The organism is Archangium sp., assembly GCF_057119385.1.
The window spans coordinates 1-17,184 of record NZ_DBNGVP010000065.1; the positions used below are offsets into that span (position 1 = coordinate 1).

18 protein-coding genes and 1 pseudogene are annotated in these 17,184 nt (G+C 65.6%); 9 read left to right on the plus strand and 10 right to left on the minus strand.

Annotated elements, in window-relative coordinates; translation table 11 throughout:
* A partial coding sequence (locus AC16DP_RS15155; RefSeq protein ID WP_483956732.1) for a hypothetical protein occupies positions 1–270 on the minus strand: 270 nt, incomplete at its 3' end.
* On the minus strand, positions 270–830 hold the full coding sequence (locus AC16DP_RS15160) for a COG3415 family protein (RefSeq protein WP_329733022.1): 561 nt from the start codon (positions 828–830) through the stop codon (positions 270–272). The genes AC16DP_RS15160 and AC16DP_RS15155, both read right to left, overlap by 1 nt.
* Positions 831–1,284: 454 nt before the next feature.
* Between AC16DP_RS15160 and AC16DP_RS15165 the strand changes: the two genes are divergently transcribed.
* From AC16DP_RS15165 to AC16DP_RS15185, 5 genes are all read left to right on the plus strand, one after another.
* Positions 1,285–3,255 (plus strand): nuclease-related domain-containing DEAD/DEAH box helicase, encoded by a 1,971-nt coding sequence (locus tag AC16DP_RS15165; RefSeq protein ID WP_329733023.1) that lies wholly within the window; start codon positions 1,285–1,287, stop codon positions 3,253–3,255.
* 638 nt (positions 3,256–3,893) lie between these two features.
* Positions 3,894–4,040 (plus strand): hypothetical protein, encoded by a 147-nt coding sequence (locus tag AC16DP_RS15170; RefSeq protein WP_329733024.1) that lies wholly within the window; start codon positions 3,894–3,896, stop codon positions 4,038–4,040.
* Positions 4,041–4,059: 19 nt separating this feature from the next.
* On the plus strand, positions 4,060–4,875 hold the full coding sequence (locus AC16DP_RS15175) for a hypothetical protein (RefSeq protein ID WP_329733025.1): 816 nt from the start codon (positions 4,060–4,062) through the stop codon (positions 4,873–4,875).
* Positions 4,876–5,218: 343 nt separating this feature from the next.
* A complete protein-coding gene (locus AC16DP_RS15180) occupies positions 5,219–5,752 on the plus strand; it encodes a hypothetical protein (protein ID WP_329733026.1) in 534 nt (177 codons plus the stop codon).
* A complete protein-coding gene (locus AC16DP_RS15185) occupies positions 5,749–6,582 on the plus strand; it encodes a UbiA family prenyltransferase (protein WP_329733027.1) in 834 nt (277 codons plus the stop codon). Before AC16DP_RS15180 ends, AC16DP_RS15185 begins: the two co-directional genes overlap by 4 nt.
* Positions 6,583–6,799: 217 nt before the next feature.
* Here AC16DP_RS15185 and AC16DP_RS15190 read toward each other — a convergent pair whose 3' ends face one another.
* Positions 6,800–6,934: a GFA family protein gene (locus tag AC16DP_RS15190; RefSeq protein ID WP_329733028.1), complete on the minus strand. Its 135-nt coding sequence runs from the start codon at positions 6,932–6,934 to the stop codon at positions 6,800–6,802.
* Positions 6,935–7,147: 213 nt separating this feature from the next.
* Between AC16DP_RS15190 and AC16DP_RS15195 the strand changes: the two genes are divergently transcribed.
* Positions 7,148–7,717: a hypothetical protein gene (locus AC16DP_RS15195; protein WP_329733029.1), complete on the plus strand. Its 570-nt coding sequence runs from the start codon at positions 7,148–7,150 to the stop codon at positions 7,715–7,717.
* 123 nt (positions 7,718–7,840) lie between these two features.
* Positions 7,841–8,956: an epoxide hydrolase family protein gene (locus AC16DP_RS15200; protein ID WP_329733030.1), complete on the plus strand. Its 1,116-nt coding sequence runs from the start codon at positions 7,841–7,843 to the stop codon at positions 8,954–8,956.
* Positions 8,957–8,980: 24 nt separating this feature from the next.
* Here AC16DP_RS15200 and bla read toward each other — a convergent pair whose 3' ends face one another.
* Both bla and AC16DP_RS15210 read right to left on the minus strand, forming a co-directional pair.
* Positions 8,981–9,871: a subclass B3 metallo-beta-lactamase gene (gene bla, locus AC16DP_RS15205; RefSeq protein WP_329733031.1), complete on the minus strand. Its 891-nt coding sequence runs from the start codon at positions 9,869–9,871 to the stop codon at positions 8,981–8,983.
* A 199-nt stretch (positions 9,872–10,070) separates the two neighbouring features.
* Positions 10,071–10,487 (minus strand): annotated as a pseudogene (locus AC16DP_RS15210) (AAA family ATPase); the annotation flags it as partial.
* Here AC16DP_RS15210 and AC16DP_RS15215 point away from each other — a divergent pair.
* A complete protein-coding gene (locus AC16DP_RS15215) occupies positions 10,486–11,544 on the plus strand; it encodes a helix-turn-helix transcriptional regulator (protein WP_329733032.1) in 1,059 nt (352 codons plus the stop codon). The pseudogene AC16DP_RS15210 and the gene AC16DP_RS15215 overlap by 2 nt on opposite strands.
* 43 nt (positions 11,545–11,587) lie before the next feature.
* On the opposite strand, the gene AC16DP_RS15220 is transcribed toward AC16DP_RS15215, so the two are convergent.
* The 5 genes from AC16DP_RS15220 to AC16DP_RS15240 all read right to left on the minus strand — a co-directional run bounded on the left by AC16DP_RS15220 (position 11,588) and on the right by AC16DP_RS15240 (position 15,094).
* Positions 11,588–12,298 carry an iron-containing redox enzyme family protein gene (locus AC16DP_RS15220; RefSeq protein ID WP_329733033.1) on the minus strand — a complete coding sequence of 237 codons (711 nt, stop codon included), beginning with the start codon at positions 12,296–12,298 and terminating at the stop codon, positions 11,588–11,590.
* Positions 12,299–12,387: 89 nt separating this feature from the next.
* Positions 12,388–13,188: a GNAT family N-acetyltransferase gene (locus AC16DP_RS15225; RefSeq protein WP_329733034.1), complete on the minus strand. Its 801-nt coding sequence runs from the start codon at positions 13,186–13,188 to the stop codon at positions 12,388–12,390.
* A gap of 91 nt (positions 13,189–13,279) precedes the next feature.
* Complete coding sequence (locus tag AC16DP_RS15230; protein ID WP_329733035.1) at positions 13,280–13,702, minus strand: CBS domain-containing protein; 423 nt, start codon at positions 13,700–13,702, stop codon at positions 13,280–13,282.
* A gap of 206 nt (positions 13,703–13,908) precedes the next feature.
* Entirely contained in the window at positions 13,909–14,400 is a 492-nt protein-coding gene (locus tag AC16DP_RS15235) for an SRPBCC family protein (RefSeq protein ID WP_329733036.1), read from the minus strand.
* Between the two features lie 130 nt (positions 14,401–14,530).
* Positions 14,531–15,094, minus strand: a complete 564-nt coding sequence (locus AC16DP_RS15240) for a hypothetical protein (RefSeq protein WP_329733037.1) — start codon at positions 15,092–15,094, stop codon at positions 14,531–14,533.
* Between the two features lie 469 nt (positions 15,095–15,563).
* On the opposite strand from AC16DP_RS15240, the gene AC16DP_RS15245 reads away from it, so the two are divergent.
* Positions 15,564–17,180, plus strand: a complete 1,617-nt coding sequence (locus tag AC16DP_RS15245) for an NADP-dependent glyceraldehyde-3-phosphate dehydrogenase (RefSeq protein ID WP_329733038.1) — start codon at positions 15,564–15,566, stop codon at positions 17,178–17,180.
* Positions 17,181–17,184: the final 4 nt, after the last annotated feature.

The window sequence follows — 17,184 nt, forward strand, 5'->3', positions numbered from 1 at the left end:
CACCGGCCGCGTGAGCTGGAGGAACTTGCCCACGGCACGCGTGGAGACGGCACGCACCAGTGCGCCCAGCGTGCGGCGCGACAGGCAGCGGCGTCCGCCGCCAGTGAGCAAGGCGAAGCCCACGTCGCTGAGCGAGTCGAAGTGGAAGATGCGCTGGACGCCCAGCAGGGCCTTGAAGAAGAGCGACAGGACGAGGCGGCCCCCCTGGTGCGCGCCCACACGGCCAAAACAAGAGGTGGCCACGCGGTAGAGCCGCACCGCCTCCTGCATCAGTGCGAAGGCGCCTCCGTGGGCCGTGCGGCCGAGAAAAGGGGGGTGCCCACGACGGCTTCCACACGCAAGCAACCCAGCCCATAACGCTCCAGGAAACGGCGCAGGGTGTGCCGCTCCAGGGTGACGCCGAAGCTCTTGTGGATGAAGCCCAGCAGCTCCGCCACAGAGCAGCGCTTGTGCTCGGAGAGGAACTTCGCCACCAGCCCCACGTGCTCCGGACGGAGCTTGGGCGGAGCGTGGCCCCGTCTGGCCTTGCGCAGTCGTCGCCAGAATTCGCGCGGAGGATACTGGCGTCCCTTGCGCACGGCCCGGTCGCTGGTGCCCACCACCGCGCCGATGACCGTCGAGCTCAAGCCCATGCCACAGTGCGCCAGCAGGTAGGCCACCATGCGACGCAGCGCCGCCAGTCCTCCCACGAAACCCAGGAACATCAGCGCGGCCACTACCACCGCACGCTGGTCCGAGTCGAGCAGGGCCAGATTGACGCCGCTGGAGGCTGACCACTGCGCAAGACGCTGTTGACGCTCCGCTTCCCCGAGGACCGCTGGACTCTCCATGGGCGCACCCTCACCTTTGGCTCCACCTCCTGGGTCAACACCCGGACGTGACTTCTCGAACCAGGCGATTGGGCAGTCGCTTCCTGTCTGCTCCGGTAGGGGCTCCTGCACGACCTCTCAAGTCACAGAGGCCGTCCAGTCTCTCTCTTCCTGCCTGCTCGGAGGCGGGGCCGCAGCCGAGCACCAGCGCTTGCCCCACCCCCTCCGGTCAGCGGAAATCTGCAAGTTACCCGTCCCCGCCTCATTCGGCGTTTGGTGCTAGCGGTTGTAGTGACGTGTTTTTCATGCCCGTTGAGCAGAGCTTCCTCTAAACCCGTCTTCCGCTAGATCATAACGCCTGCTGCGTGCCCAAATCGGCGGTCACCTGCGATATCATCAACTACCGATACGACCTGAACGCTCAGAGCATAGAAGAAACGTAGTGCGACTTCCGAATCGTTTTTGTTCCTGATTTATGGCGATCCTCATCCCCAATCTGGAAGCAGCCAAAGCCGCTAAACAGAAGCCGACTGAAGGCGAGGTGTTTCTGCTGGAGTTCCTAGCGAGCGATTTTGGCGACCATGTCGAAGTATATTTCCAGCCCTGCTTCAATGGGGACCGCCCAGATATAGTGCTGATGTCTCCGAAGGCGGGGGTCATCATCATTGAAGTCAAGGACTGGAATCTGGATCTCTACAGCGTTGATGAAAAAAATAAATGGGCGGTCAATCTTCCATCAGGGCCGCAACGGGTGAAATCCCCTTTCACTCAAGTTTTCGCCTACAAGAAGAACTTCTTTGACGTTCACGTCAATGGTCTGCTGGAGAAAAGCCTCAAGAATGACGCCTTCTTCAAGATGATCAAGACCTATGTGTATTTTCATCACGGAAGCAAGGCAGCGATAGAGCGACTGTATCAGCCTCACCTGGATAGGCTTCGTGAAGAGTCGCGCGAGAACGAGGACGCCTTCAGGCAAAAGCAAATAGACTTCGACCGTTACGAGAGAAGGCGCGAAGGGATCAACCGAGCAAAACGCAAATTTGAACGGGACATGTCCCTGTCGCTGCACAAGGACCACCGCACGAAAATAAGCTTTCCCATCACGGCGAAGGAAAGCGTTTTCGATGAGTTCGTCTACAACGAGCTCAAGCGGCTGCTCAACCCGCCCTACCACTATGCTTCGGAAGGCAAGCCGCCCAACTACACCGACAAGCAAACCAAGCTGATCCAAAGTGCCGCCAAGGCACGTGCCAAGATTTGTGGCCTCGCTGGGTCAGGCAAAACCGTTGTTCTTGCAGGTAGAGCCGTCAATGCTCACAAGCGGCACGGTGGAAGGGTGTTGGTACTGACCTTCAATATCACGCTGGGTAGCTACATCCGCGACAAGATCAGTGCTGTCAGAGAGGACTTCCCCTGGTCCGCTTTTGACATCAGCAACTACCACAGGTTCATCACCACCGCACTGAACAACTCTGGCATTGAGATTGAAATTCCCGAATCGCTTCAGTATGACGGCACAGATTCCGCTGTTGCGCGAAGAATCGCTGTAGAGCGAGATCACTACCTGGAATCGACCTATTACGGCAATCAAACCGTATTCGAAGGCGAAGAAATCAAGACCGTCTACGACACGATTCTGATTGATGAAATTCAGGATTACAAGCCCGAGTGGATCAAGATAATTCGCTCCTACTTCCTTGCGGAAGACGGTGAAATGCTTCTCTTCGGTGATGAGAAGCAGAACATCTACAAGCGTGCGTTGGACGGTGAACGTCGCTCAAAAATTGTGGAAGGCTTTGGCTCATGGGTGAAGCTCACGAAAAGCTTCCGCTACACAGCTGAGTCCCCGATCATTCCCTTGGTAGATGCCTTTCAGAAGAACTTCCTTCTTGAGAGTTACGAACTGGATTCTGATGAATCATTCCAGTTAAGCCTCACGAGCGTTGGCGTTCAAGCCTACAACACCTTTGACCGAAGAAACCTGCCGCTGCTTGCCGCGCATATCATTGAAATAGCCAAGCATCACAAGATTCATCCCAATGATATTTCAATCATTTCTTCGCAAGAAATCGTTCTACGAGAACTGGATCATGTTTTGCGAACCTCTGACGCGCACAAGGAGCGCACCTTGTGTGCCTTCCCTTCGCTTGAGGTGACACAGCATCCAAAATACTCCAAGAAGTATCAGGAAATCAGCGCAGCGAAGAAGAAAGGCTTCAACCTCAACAGCGGCGTGATGAAGCTGAGCTCCACGCATAGCTTCAAGGGTTTTGAATCCCCTTTCATTTTTTTGCTGGTGAATTCGAAGGATAGTCCCGAAATGGTGTTCACCGGCCTCACCCGCGCCAAGGAGAACTTGGTGATATTCCTGGAAGGAGAGAGCCCCTATTTCGAATTCTTCAGCAAGCACCTTAGCAAGCTTGAAGTGAACCATGCTGGCGTATAGGCGGGATAGAGGGCATGTTGAGGGTGAGGGCTGGAGCGGAGGGGCCGAGGAGGGCCGGGGACGGGGGCCGCCCGAGCAGTGCGCCAGGCGGGGGGAGAAGCCGCGCAGCCCCTTGGGGAACACGCCTGCCCAGGCCACCCTCCCAGGAGGGAGACGACAGGGGGCCTGTGGGCAGCCTTCGCCGGTATGCCCACCCGCGTTCCTCCATCTGCCCCTCCCCAGCCACACCTCGCCAGGGCACACGCTACCGTTCGCCTTCCACGAGCCTCCATGGAGCCCCTGCCTGCTTGTGGGGTTCGGGGCCTACGAGAGCAGGAGGCGCAGGAGGGTCGCAGCCCGCGCCGGATTGCCCCTTTCCAGCGCCTCCAGAGCCGCCGCGACGTGCCTTGCTACATTGCTACAGCAGACCCGCGTTGGAGCGTCCTCAACACAGCTCGGCGTGGGGCAGGGGGCGGCGTAACCGGCCGGAAGTCCTACGGAAACCGCTCTCGACCGCGCTGGAGCGCTCTCACCGGAAGCCTGTAGCGGCGGGTTCGATTCCCGCCGCCTCCACTGGAAGTAGCAAGGCCCCGGCCGCCATCAGGCGAGCCGGGGTTTTCTTTTTCCGCCGAAGCCGCCAGTGGGCTTGCCCCGGTTACGTGGACAGTTTTCTGCAGCGCGAGGGCCTGCTCGGCATCAGCCGCCGCCTCCTCTACAGCAAGCTGGAGGAGTACGGGCTCTGGTGCAGTAGCGCCTGTCGGCTGGGCTGCCGGGATGTCCAGGCCCGTGCTCCTCGGAACGCCTGACCCTGTCCATATTACAGGCATGGGCCAGACACCGCGTCACCTTCGTGGATTCCTGCTGCTCGGCCTGGGGCTGCTGATGAGCCTGGCCACACCGGCCTGGGCCGTGGAGACGCTCTTCCTGGAGGGCAACGCCTCCCGGAAACTCCAGGTGAATACGCCCCAGGGCCAGCTCCTCGGTGAGGGCCTCATCACCACTCGGCTCGAGGGAGAGCGGCTCCATGTCCTGCTCACCTACCGCTACGCGGATGGACTGCGCATCGAGGAGTCCGCCGTCCTCCAACTCCAGCCGGAACTCATCCAGGAGCGGTGGACGTGGCGCGAGCACAAGGGAGGCCGGACGACGCGCCAGTTCGCCATGGACTTCGGCACCGGGCGCGCCATGGGCCTCACCCGCGAGGACGGCAAGACGCGCCGGTACAGCGAGCAGTTGAAGGTGGAGCCGGGCCGCACCTTCGGCGGAGTCGGTTTCGTCCTGGCGGCGAAGAACCTGCTGCCCCGGTTGCGACAAGGGGAGGACGTGCAACTGCAGGCCATCGCCTTCACCCCCAAGCCCCGCGGGGCGAAGGTGAAGCTGTCCCGAGAGGGCAGCGCGTCCGTGGCCCTCGGCGAGAGGACGCTCACCGCGGACCGGGTGGTCATCCATCCGGAGATCGGCCTCGCGGCCCTGGTGGTGAAGGCCCCTGACACCTCGCTCTACTTCGTCGGCGCCGAGCCCCCGGTGATGGTGGGGGTACTGGGTCCGCGGCTCGAACCGGGAGACCCCGTGGTGCGAACCCTGGTCCTTCCGCCACGGCGTGCTCCGGCGGCACGACAGGCGCCCCCGCTGCAACGCTGAGGCTCGGTGGACCAGAAGCTGGTGGGGCACGTTCAGGCCCAGACGCTCGTGCCCGACTCGGGGGGGGGGCGTGGAGCGCTCGCCGGGTCCCTCGCCCTACCCGGGATGACGGGGGCTCGTTGAGCTCCGGGATGCCCTCGAATGGGGGTCCTTTTCAACTACGCGACCATGCCCTGGTCATCGGAGGGCGGGGGCTGTCATGAAGGCAGCACGCGGTATCGCCCTCCGGGGTTGGAGCAGGCAATGACTCCTGGCTCCCATGCCACGCGCATCGCATCATCCCGGTTTGGGGCTCCGACGATGGGCCCTCGGACCCGACCGCACCTCGGAGGAGTCGTCCGCTATGTCCATCCGCTCGCTCCATGGCTCGCGCCTCGCCCTGACCGTCGGGCTCACGCTCCTGGCGGGTCTCGCCCTGGCGCAGGACACCGAGAGCCCGAAGCGCTTCGAAATGACACCCAACCTGGTCTTGTGGATGTACGGCCTGGGCATCGGCGCCATCTCCGTCGCGTGGGTGGCCATTGTCTGGCTGTTCGCCCACAAGGACGCCCTGAGCGACCTGCTCGATCTCGTGAAGCGGGGGCCGCTCATCAAGTTCGTCACGGTCACGTACATCATCATCGTCATCGTGACCCTCAGCCTGGTGGGGCAATTGGAGAGCTCGCATGTCTCGACACTGCTCGGGGCCATCGCCGGGTACGTGCTGGGAGACCACGGGCGGGAGGACAGGCGTCCCGAGCATGTGGGCCCCGAGCCGCTGCCCTCCCCACCCAGGCCCCCGACCTCCCCGGGAAAACAACCCGGCGCGTCTCCCTCCCCACCCGAACCGCAGCAGGCATCGGAGGGGCCGCAGCCGCCCTCGGAGTTCCACTCATGAGCAGACCCTTGAAGTGGCTCATCCGGAACAAGCTCCATGTGGCCGCCTGTTCGCTCGCGGCGACCTGGGGCTGGGGACGCATGATGGGCACGCCCATCCTGGCGGTGGACCTGCTCGTGGTTCCGGTGCTGGTGCTCAGCATCTACCAGTGGAACAGGCTCACCGATGTCCGCGAGGACGCGGTGAACTGTCCGGACGAGCTCGCCGCGGCCGAACAGGCCCGGGGGCGCATCCGGGTGTTCTGCCTTCTCGGAGCACTCCTCGCGCTCGGGGGCGCCCTGCTCGTGGGGCGCGCGGCCGGTGCCCTCGTGGTGTTGAGCGGATTGCTGCTCGGCTGGCTGTATGGATTCCGCTCGGGAGCGGAGAGCTTCGGCCTGAAGCGCCTGTTCGGCATCAAGAACGTGAGCAGCGCATTCGGATGGACGCTGGTGACCGTCCTCTACCCCGGGCTGCACTCCGGTGTCGGCCTCCGAGCGGCATTCTGGCTCGCCGCCGCCTGCATGTTCCTGGCGGTCTGGACGGTGGAGGTCCTCTGGGACATCCGCGATGTCCGTGGCGACACCGTGGCAGGTGTCCCCTCGTTCCCGGTCGTGCTGGGCGTGCCGGCGACGAAACGCCTTGCCCTGGCGGGCAACCTGCTGATCGTGGTGCTCGTCGGGACGGCGGTCATGACGCGGGCGCTGCCCGGCATCTGGGCCCTCATCCTCGTCAACCCGTTGCTCACCTGTGTGTGGCTGCGGCTCGACAGCGAGGCCGCGCGCGGCTGGTCCCACCTCCTCGTGCTCATGCAGACGCTGTTGCTCTTCGGGCTTGGCGTGCTCTCCGGTTGAGCGCGGCCTGGCATTGGGGATGCCAGGCGACGTAGCAACTCCAACCCGGTGAAGAGCAATTCGAGGGCTCATCCAGGGCAGCCTTCACGTCCGCCAGGGAGCGGGTGTCCCCCCTCGCCGGTGGTTCGAAACCCGAAACCCCAGCGGCTTCTGGCCTTGGTGTTTTCGGGCTCCGACGACCCCGGGGAACTGGACGCACTCTCCGGGTCTCGTCGCTTCAGCGGGTGAATTCTTCTCTCCGAATGAGCCCATCGTCGGGCACTTCGTAATCGTCACCCTTGCTGCCCAGGTAGATGTGCGCCTTCGGCGTCAGACCGGCCGGGGCGTCGAATGTCCCCGCGCAGATCGACATCTTCGGCGCGCCCTCCTCCAACACCGCGGGGGATGGCTACCGCTCTCGCTTGACCACGCTGGTGGCAGTCACGGTGTTCTTTTCTTTATTCACATAATCACAAACGAGCAACTCTGGATTTGATTGACATGCTTCAGCCACTTGCTTCACTAATCGTGGTGGCGGCGCATTCGTCGCCATGGCTGTCCCCCCAAATCCTCATCTCGATTTCTCATGAACCGAATCTTCCTTGCCGCATCACTCGCGCTGCTCCCCTTTGCGTTTGCCTGCCAGCCGGAACTCGATGTCTCCAGCGAGCAGGAGGCGACGGTCCCGTCCACCGCGCGGAGCCCGGAGGGAACCCTCACGCTGGAGAAGAAGAGCGGCACCTCCATCGATGCCAACCACAACGCGTTGTCCTCGGGAGACCTGAGCGTCACGGGGTTGACCGGGGTGCCCTTCGCCAGCATGGAGGCGGTCGAAACCGTGCGGTATGAAGACACCTGGTACGTCCACGTGGAGACGGCCTACTACGTCACCTTCTGGGCCGATCGCGCCCGCACCAGCCCCATCAATCTGGGCGCCGCCATCCAGCTGAACTACCTCTCCACGTACTACAACTACATGTACAACACCTCGATGCAGAGCAACCTCAGCACCACGCTCCAGCCTGGCAGTCACAGCTATTACATTGGAAGTGGCACCTATGAGTGCGACTACAATGCGAATGGCACGCCCGACCATCGTTGCGATGAGACCTGGTATTCCCTCAGGACTGGCGTCGGCTATGACGCGAGCTATTGAGCGCTAACGGCTCATGAAGCGATGGGGCACCCCGAGAACCCGCTCGGGGTGCTCCAGGTGTGGGAACGCGATGCTTTTTTAGCATCTCCCGGCGCGGAGCCCGTGTGGCACCGTGAATGTCCCATGCCTCCGCGCCCCTTCCGTATCGATGTGTCCCCGGACGTCCTCACCGACCTGCACCGCCGGCTCGACGCCACCCGCTTTCCCGAGCCGCTGCCCGGCGCCCCGTGGGAACGCGGCGCCGACGTCTCCCATGTTCGTGAGCTGTGCGCGTACTGGCGTCACTCGTACGACTGGCGCCGGCACGAGGCCGGGCTCAACCGCTACCCCCAATTCCTGTGCGAGGTGGACGGCGTCGAGCTCCACTTCTGGCATGTCCGGGGCAAGGGGCCCGCGCCCCTGCCGCTGCTGCTGACGCACGGGTGGCCCGGCTCCAACCACGACTTCCACCACCTCATCGGCCCGCTGACGGATCCCGCCGCGCACGGGGGAGACGTGGCGGATGCGTTCGACGTGGTCATCCCCGCCTTGCCCGGCTACGGATTCAGCGGCAAGCCGCGCGAGCCGGGGTGGAGTGCCACGCGCGTCGCGGCCGCATTCGGCCGGCTCATGGTCGAGCACCTTGGCTACGCCCGCTATGGCGCACAGGGAGGAGACTGGGGAGGCATCGTCACGACGATGCTCGGGGTGGAGCATCCCGGGCACCTGGTGGGCATCCACCTCAACATGGCCTTCGCGGGGCCGCCGCCGGGAGAGGAGCAGAGCGAGCTGGCGCGCGAGCATGGCCAGAAGCTGGCGGCGCTCATGGCGAAGGAGGGGGGCTACTTCGCGGTGCAGAGCACCAAGCCCATGTCCCTGGCCATCGGGCAGAGCGACTCGCCGGCGGGACTCGCGGCGTGGTTCGTCGAGAAGTTCCAGACCTGGAGCGACATCCGTTCCAGGGACTGGCTGCTGACCAACCTGATGCTCTACTGGGTGACCAACAGCGCCGCCAGCGCGGCCAACCTGTATTACGAGACCCATGGAATGGGGCTCCTGGACCAGAGCAGTCCGGTGCGCGTGCCCACGGCGGTGGCGGTCTTCCCCAAGGAACTCCCCATGCCTCCCCGGCGCTGGCTGGAGGCCCGGTACAACCTGCGGCGCTACACGCGGATGGCCCGAGGCAGCCACTTCGCCGCCGTCGACGCGCCCGACCTGCTCCTCGAGGACGTGCGCGCATTCTTCCGGGAGCTCCGCTAGACGGGGTCCCAGCCCTCCTGCGGGCTACTCGGCCTTGCCCTTCGCCTCCTGCTCCAGCCTCGCGGTGAGCCCCCGGTCCGCCCGGTCCGCGTACGCGCGGCACGCACCCGGGTCGATGAAGGCCTGCCGCCCCTCGCGCTCGCTCCGGGCCCGCAGCTCGAAGACGCGGCCAGCCTCCGGGTGGGTGGGGATCATCACGTCACAGGGCAGGGTGCGGACCTTCTCGATGCTGCCGCGGAACTGTTGCACGCGGGCGGCGTCGGCGCCGTAGCGGAAGCCCGGTGCGGACACGGCCGTGAGGCTCTCGGCGTACACCACGTTCACACAGCGCTCCCCCTCGCAGCCGCGCCACGTCCACGTCGTCGCTCCAGGGGTGTGCCCCGGCGTGTGGTGCGCGGTGACGACGACCTTGCCGAGCGTCACCGTCCCGCCGTCGGCCACCGTCACCACGTCCCGCACGGCCGGGTAGCGCATGGCGGCTCCGAAGCCCGCCTGGGGGTCATCCGGGGTGGTCGACCCGATGCGCAGCTCCTTGGCTCCGGCCGGGCTCGCCGCCACCTTGGCGCCGCTCATCCGCTGGAGCGCCGCGATGCCCCCGGCATGGTCGAAGTGCGCGTGCGAGTTGAGGATCCACTTCACGTCGCGCAAGGTGAAGCCCAGGGCGCGCACGCCCTCCGCGATGCGCTCCGCGGACTGGGGCAGCGCGCCGTCGACGAGGATGAGGCCCTCTCCGCTGTCGATGAGGACCGACGACAGTCCCGTGACGCCGACGTAGTACGTGTTCCCGTACACGCGGAATGGCGCCTGCGGCCGGTTCCACTCCGCGCAGTCGTGGCAGTCGATGGGCGCGGTGTCGGGCGGGACGGTGGGGGCTGCGGCGGTGACGAGCGGGACGAGCAAGGCGAGCAGTCGCATCGGGGTTGGCTCCAAAAGGGCAGGGAGCGTCCGCCCCTGTGCAAGGCGCTTGCCGCGAGCTCCAGGCCGTCCGCCCGGATGTCTTCGGCCCGAGGTCGCAGCGGGCCCGTGTGCCGGACACCACACAGCGCTTCCACTCGACCGCACCCGGCGCGGCTTCGTGGACGCGGCGGTGGCCTCCTTCTGTGGGCTCGAGGGGGCAGCGATCGAACAGGACGTCTCGTGCGTTCTCCTCGTCCTCGAGCAGCTCCATCGAGCGACGAAGCTGTTCGAGGTAGTCCTCCAGGCACGGTGGAGAAGCGAACTCGTGGCCTTCTTCTTCGAGCTGGTGGTACGGCTCGTCGACGACCCGATACTCCGCGAGCCGTTCCGCGAGCTCTTCGATGAGCGTCGACTTTCCCACCCGGTGCGTGCCCGTCACTGCGATGCGCATGCGTGTGTGTACCGCGGATTCGAGAAGTCGTTGAACAACGAGCGGGCCTCGAAGGCGCAGGCGGGTCACGGCACAAGGCGATGTGACCCGAGGCCTTCCGCCTGTCATGCGGTGCGCGGTATCCTCCCTGGCCGGACGAGAATGAGGGGGTCCACGCCTCGGGCGATGGAGGAACCGTTCCATGAGCCGTTCGCCGCAGCAGACGTTCTTCGACTTGACGTGTGCGCTGGTCGAATCACGAAGCCTCGCGCAGTTCCAGGAGCGCACGGAGCCGCTTCTGGCGAAGCTCTTTCAAGCGGACCATGTGGCGTTCTGCCGGATGCATCCGGATCTGCCCACGGGGTTCGAATGGAGGGCGAGCACGACGGGGCATTTCCTCCAGAGCTATTACCAATGGTTCCGGGACGATTTCGTCTTCCGTTGGCTCTCGCGACGTCCCAACACCGCCTGGAGCGACACGGAAATGCTTCGGGGTCAGAAGGTCACGGAGACGGAGACGTATCGGCGCAGCCGGGCGTCGGACCTGAATTTGCGGCACGTCCTCGCGGCCTTGCTGGCTCCCGCGCAACAGGTGGGCAGTGGTGCGGTCGCGCTATACAGCGAGCGAAACAGGGCCTTCTCGCCGGAGATGCGGCGCTTGTTGCAAAGGCTCACCCCCGCCTTGTCCGGGGCGTTCCAGAACTTCTCGCGATTCGAGGCGCTGTCCGCTCACAGCCAACTCCTGGAGGAGCTGCTTCGCCAGGAGGGGGCCCATGCCATCGTGCTGGATGGCCAGCGGCGGGAGTTCTACCGGACGGAAGCTGCCACGTCGGTGCTGCAGCGCTGGTTCCCCTCGCGCTCCGACCGGGACGACGGGGGAATCCCTCGGGCCTGGCGGGAGCGGATGGACACGTTCATGGCGGGGAGCGTCCTTGTCTCTCCCACGTCGCTCGCGTGGCGGGAGGCGCGGGGGATGAGTGCCTTGGAGGTGTGCTTCACCCGGCTGCCTCTCATCGAGGGCCGCGAGCGGTGGGAGTTACGGCTGAAGGAGGTCCATGCGATCCCCGAGAAGTGGCGGCGGCTCCTGTCAGCCAGACTGTTCGAGGTGGCAGCTCTCATCGTTCAGGGCCTGGCGTACAAAGAGATCGCCAGCAAGCTCCGTATCTCCGAGAACACGGCGAAGGAATACGTCCAGTTGGTCTACGAGAAATTGAAGGTGTCTGGCCGGGCCGGGCTCATCAACCTGGCCCGGCGTTCCTGAGGCGCTTCGGCGCCCTCGTGCGCACGAAGACAGGACGTTCCCCTCAAGAGGGGTGCGCCGAGTTGCCGCGTGCCTCCTCCGCGAAGAGGCCCAGGTAGAGGACACGGGTGGTGCGCGCGGACAGCAACAGCGCGGCCTGCTCCTCCCGGTCCGTCAGGGCGCTCAGCAGCGACGTCAGCTCCTCCACGTGCTTCTCATCCGCGGTGCCGTGCGCCTTCAGGAAGGTGACGGCCTTGCGGATGTTGGGGATGGTGTTGGCCGCGAGCATCCGCTCCACCGACTGGCTGGCGCGGTGCACGGACAGGTACTCCAGCACATAGGCCGTGCCGAGGAACGCCTCGGGCCGGCCGCAGCGCGAGGTGAAGCGGTTCCAGGCGACATAGGCGGTGACCGCGGGGTTGGGCAGCTGCCGCTCGACGCGCTCGGCCGGCCAGCCCAGGTTCTTCAGGTCCGCCAGCAGCCAGCGCTCATGCCCGCGCTCCTCGTCGGACTTCTGCAGGAGCAGGTCTCCCAGCCGGGAGTGCAGGCCCAGGCGCTTCATGCGCCGGCCCGCCTCGGCCAGCAGCGGCGTGGTCCACCGCGCGTAGTGGTACGTCTGGAGCAGGTAGTGGACGTAGCCGTCCTTGTCGACGCTGCCGTCGAAGAGCCGCCGGGCCTCGGGGTGCGTGTCCAGTTCCTCAAGCAGCGTGCGCGCCTCCTGCTCCAGGGTGGTGAGCCAGTTCGTCATGACAGGGGTTTCGGTGTGCGCGTTCATGGACGTCTCCTGTTCGGGCCCCGGGATGGGGACCGTGGGTGTCGAGGTGAAGTGGGAGGGAAGGGTGATTCGGGCGCGAGTGGCCCGGTTCAGTTGCGGGAAGTGCGGACGGTCATCCTGCCGAACAACTCCCGCGTGCTGGGGACATCATGGAGCGCCGCGATGAGTGGCAGGGAGAAGCGGCGGAAGCCCGCGTCGTAGAGGGGCTCGGCGATGAAACGCGCCCCCATCTTGCCGGAGAAGAGCGACAGCACCCGGGGCAGGCGCAGACCTTCGAACCGTCCCTGGCGAGCGCGCTCCCGCTCCTCGGGGGTGTAGAGGGGCGCGGCCGGCGCCTCCGGGGACCTGGGGTAGGCGAGCGTCCGCGCACGCCACCGGGTGCTCATCAGGCCCTGGTGGTTCGCCACCTGGAAGAGGATGCGCGCGTCCTCGGCCGAGTCCGTCTCCGTGTTCGCGGAGGCGACCCAGTGCGTCACTCCCCGGCGATGGCTCTCCTGACGGAGCCCGGCGTGCAGCCACATGAGGACCGCGGAGTGGCGCCAGTCCTTGAGGATGCAGAAGCGGGTGATCTCGGCGAACACCATGTCCGGGCCCCCCACGTCCGACAGGTCCACCTTGTTCTCCAGGTCGATGCCGAGCCGGCCTCCGGTGGCGCGGGCCACCTCGGGGTTGGGCAGCAACAGGCGGGTGGTGGCCACGGGCATGCCATCCGCGTAGACGATGACGTGGGCGGTGGTCGCCAGGGTGTCGAAGCCATTGTTCTCCCGGGGCACGGAATGGGCCGGACGCCCGAGCAGTTCCAGTTCCGAAGCGAAGACCTCCCAGCGCACGCGCAACGCATCATCGAGCTGCTGCTGGGTGGTGGCGATGTGGCAGGTCAGTGTGGTCATGAACGTCTCCTGAGGGCCCGGCGTCGCGCCGTGCCTTCAGGGAGATGTTCGTGGCCAGCGGCTCGAGTTCGACGCCTGGTGCGACAGCCGCTCAGGGCCCCTGGTTCTCGCGCACGGCGGCGGCCGTCTGGCCCAACTCCCCGGACAGCAGCACCAGCACGTCATCCAGGGACACGAGCCCCACCACGCGCCCCTGCTCATCGACGATCGGCAGGCGGCGCACGCCCCGCTCCCGCAGGGTGAAGAGCGTCCGGTCGAGCGTGTCGTCCACGTGGGCGGTGGCGGGCTCGGGCGACATGATCTCTCCGACGGTCAGGGCCCTGGAGTCCTTCCGTTCGGCCACCGCCCGGGTGACGATGTCCCGGTCGGTCAGCATGCCCACCGGGCGTAATCCCTCCTGGACGACGACGAGCGCGCCCACGTGCCGGTCGCGCATCACCTCGGCGGCCTCGGCCACGCTCTGGGTGGGCTGGATGACGGCCACCGTCTTGCGGCAGAACCTTTCGAGCGACATGAGTCCTCCCTGGACGCCCGCCTTCCCGCGCGTCCCCTTTCAGGAACGGAGCGCACGCCCACCGCGCGATGCAACCCACGGCGGGCAACTCCACCGCCTCCCTGTGTGGATGCCTGGTGGCCCGCGCTCATGCTGGCCCATACCCTCGAGGAGGCCGCCGGGCGCACGCAGGGTTGGACGGTGGGCTAGGGCCCTCGGGCTCCGCGTCAGCGCGTGGCTTCCAGCTTCTCGAGCTGCTGGGCGAGGCTCGAGAAGAAGGCCGCGCAGTAGCGCTCCAGCCCGTTGAGCTGGGCCTCGGACGCGGCGTACTCGATGCGCCAGGTCAGGGTCGTCCGGCCGTCGGCGTGCGCCATCGAGATGGTGGCACCCCCGGCGAGGTGGTGTCCCTGGACCGAGGCGTATTGGATGAGATGGGGCGGGGAGAAGCGCACGATGCGGTAGTGGAGCTTCATGCCCGTGGACAGGGTGCTCTCGAGCACCGTGCCCTCCCCGAGCGGCTCGTTCAGGGTCCGGATGTTGGACACGGCGGTGGGCCAGAGCACCGCCTCGCGCGAGTTCTTCAGCGCGCGGGTGAACTCCGCCCAGAGCACCTCGAGCGGCAGCCGGGTGGTGAGCGTCTCGGTGAAGTGCCGCTCGATGGAGCCAGGAGCGGGAACCTGCAGGGGCAGCGTGGTCGGGTCGATGGCGGTGTCCGTCATGCCCGCCATCTTAAGCCCTCGGACATGGATGTTGATCACCGATCGTCCCTGGCTCAAACCCTCCCACCTGGGGTGGCTGTCTGCGCAGCCACCCCAGACGGTGCACGGCTCAGCTCACTGACGGCTCAGCTCACTGAATGATGGTGATGATCTGCGTCTCGCACGTGGTTGGATTGATGAAGGAGTTGGCCGCGTCGACCGTGCAGACGGCGCCGCCGTAGGTGCCGTAGAAGACCTGCGCCGTGCAGGAACCGCCGACGTCGCTGACCTCCACCCGCCAGACACACGTCTTCGCGCCGGCCGGGTTCGCCGGATCGACCGTCCAGTAGTACTGCTGGGCCACCAGCGGCGTGGGGGCGGGGGCGCTGACCTGGAACCCGCCATAGTTGGCGGTGGGCACGGGGTAGGGGTTGAACACGCCGTTGAGCGTCCCCGTCAACACCTGGAGGCCCAGGGAGATGTCGGCGCCGGTCTGGTTGAGGACGAAAAGGTTTTCCAGGGCAGGGGCGACGGACGCCACCGGCCCGTCGCGCAGCACGGGAATCTGGACCGCTCCCTCCCGGAGGGTGACGTACTCGTCACGCTGGGAGAGGAGGTCCAGGAAGAATCCGGACTCAGCCTGCCCGGCGAACGCCATCGACGGCGTGAGGGAAAGCAGCGAGACAGCCAGGAAACGCTTCACGTTCCTCGTCATGAACTTCTCCTGATTGGATTGTGTTGGGGTTGGCCGAAGCCAATGCCTTACTAGCACCGCCAACTATTCAATTTCAAATCAAAACGTTATTTCAAGGTGTTTCCTGTAAAGATGGATGATTGCATTCCGGGCGTCGCTCAGGGCCATGGAGTCTGGTCTAAGGGATTCCCCTGAGTCTTCCAAAGCCATCCATCTCCCTCCCTCTCAAGGCATTGCTGGATCCACCCCATCCGTCGCACTTCTTGAGAAAGCGAGGGCGGCGCTCGTCGAGGCATCAGTCGCGCGGGAACCATCGCGTCTGGCTCGACCAGCGGCGCACCTCGTCGAGGTACTCGCGCGGCAAGGCGTGCCCAGGATTCAATGGGGCCGAGCGGCGTCCAGGACCAATCCCTTGAGAGGCGGAAAGTCCACGAGTTCACGAGCGTGGACGAAGCCCGGGGCGTAGATAGTGGCGCGGAAAGGACACTCCATGACCTCCCTTGATGACCTCTTCCCCTCGGACGAACAGATTCCCGCTGGCGTGCGGCTCCCCGGGTACCTCGAGCAACGCGAGTACCTCGTTGGCGGCACGCTGTGCGTCTGGGACGGCGAGCTCAACCCGGTGCGCAGCCCCGTCTACGTGAAGACGCCCCAGGGCCTGGAGCCCAAGGTGATGGGCGCCACGCCCCTGCTCACCTCCCGGGAGTCGCTCGAGGCGCTCGAGGCGGCGGTGAAGGCGTACGACAACGGCCGCGGCGCCTGGCCGACGATGCGCGTGGCCGAGCGCATCGAGCACGTCGAGCGCTTCCTGGTGGCGATGCGCGCGCAGCGCACCGCGGTGGTGAACCTGCTGATGTGGGAGATCGGCAAGACCCAGGCGGATTCCGAGAAGGAGTTCGACCGCACGGTGGACCTCATCGTCGAGACGATCCGCGCGCTCAAGGAGTTGGACCGCACCTCGTCCCGCTTCGTGCAGGAGCAGGGCATCATGGCGCAGATCCGCCGGGCGCCCATCGGCGTGGCGCTGTGCATGGGCCCGTACAACTACCCGCTCAACGAGACCTTCAGCACGCTCTTCCCCGCGCTGCTCATGGGCAACGCGGTCGTCTTCAAGCCGGCGAAGTTCGGCGTGCTGCTCATCCGCCCGCTGCTGGAGGCGTTCCGCGACAGCTTCCCGCCGGGTGTCATCAACATCATCTACGGCAAGGGCCGGGAGACGGTCGGCGCGCTGATGGAGAGCGGCAAGGTGGACGTCTTCGCCTTCATCGGCACCAACCGGGGCGCCAGCGAGCTCAAGCGGATGCACCCGCGGCCGCACCGTCTCAAGTCCGTGCTCGGCCTGGATGCGAAGAATCCGGCCATCATCCTCGAGGACGCGGACCTCGAGAACACCGTGAAGGAGTGCATCACGGGCACGCTGTCCTTCAACGGGCAGCGGTGCACGGCGCTCAAGCTGCTCATGGTGCACCGGCGCATCGTGGAGCCGTTCCTGGAGCGCTTCACCGCCGCGGTGGACCGCTTGAAGCCGGGCATGCCCTGGGACCCGGGCGTGGCGATCACCCCGCTGCCCGAGCCTGGCAAGACGGACTCCCTGCGGGGACTCGTCGACGACGCCGTGGCCAAGGGGGCCCGCGTCGTCAATCCGCTCGGGGGGCGGACGCACCAGTCGTTCTACTCTCCCGCGGTGGTGTACCCGGTGACGGGCGAGATGCGCCTGGCCCACGAGGAGCAGTTCGGCCCGGTCATTCCGGTGATGGTGTTCGACGACGACGAGGAGGTGGTGCGCTTCGTGGCCAACTCCAACTTCGGCCAGCAGTTGAGCCTCTTCGGCCGGGACTCGGCGCGCATCGGGCGGTTCATCGACGCGTTCGCCAACCAGGTGGGCCGCATCAACCTCAACTGCCAGTGCCAGCGCGGGCCGGACACGTTCCCCTTCAATGGCCGCAAGGACTCCGCCGAGGGCACGCTGTCGGTGGCGGATGCGCTGCGGGTGTTCTCGATTCGCACCCTCGTCGCGGCGAAGACGACCCCCGATAACACCTCGCTGGTGCAATCCATCCTCACCCGCCGGGAATCGGACTTCCTCACCACCGACTTCCTCTTCTGACCCC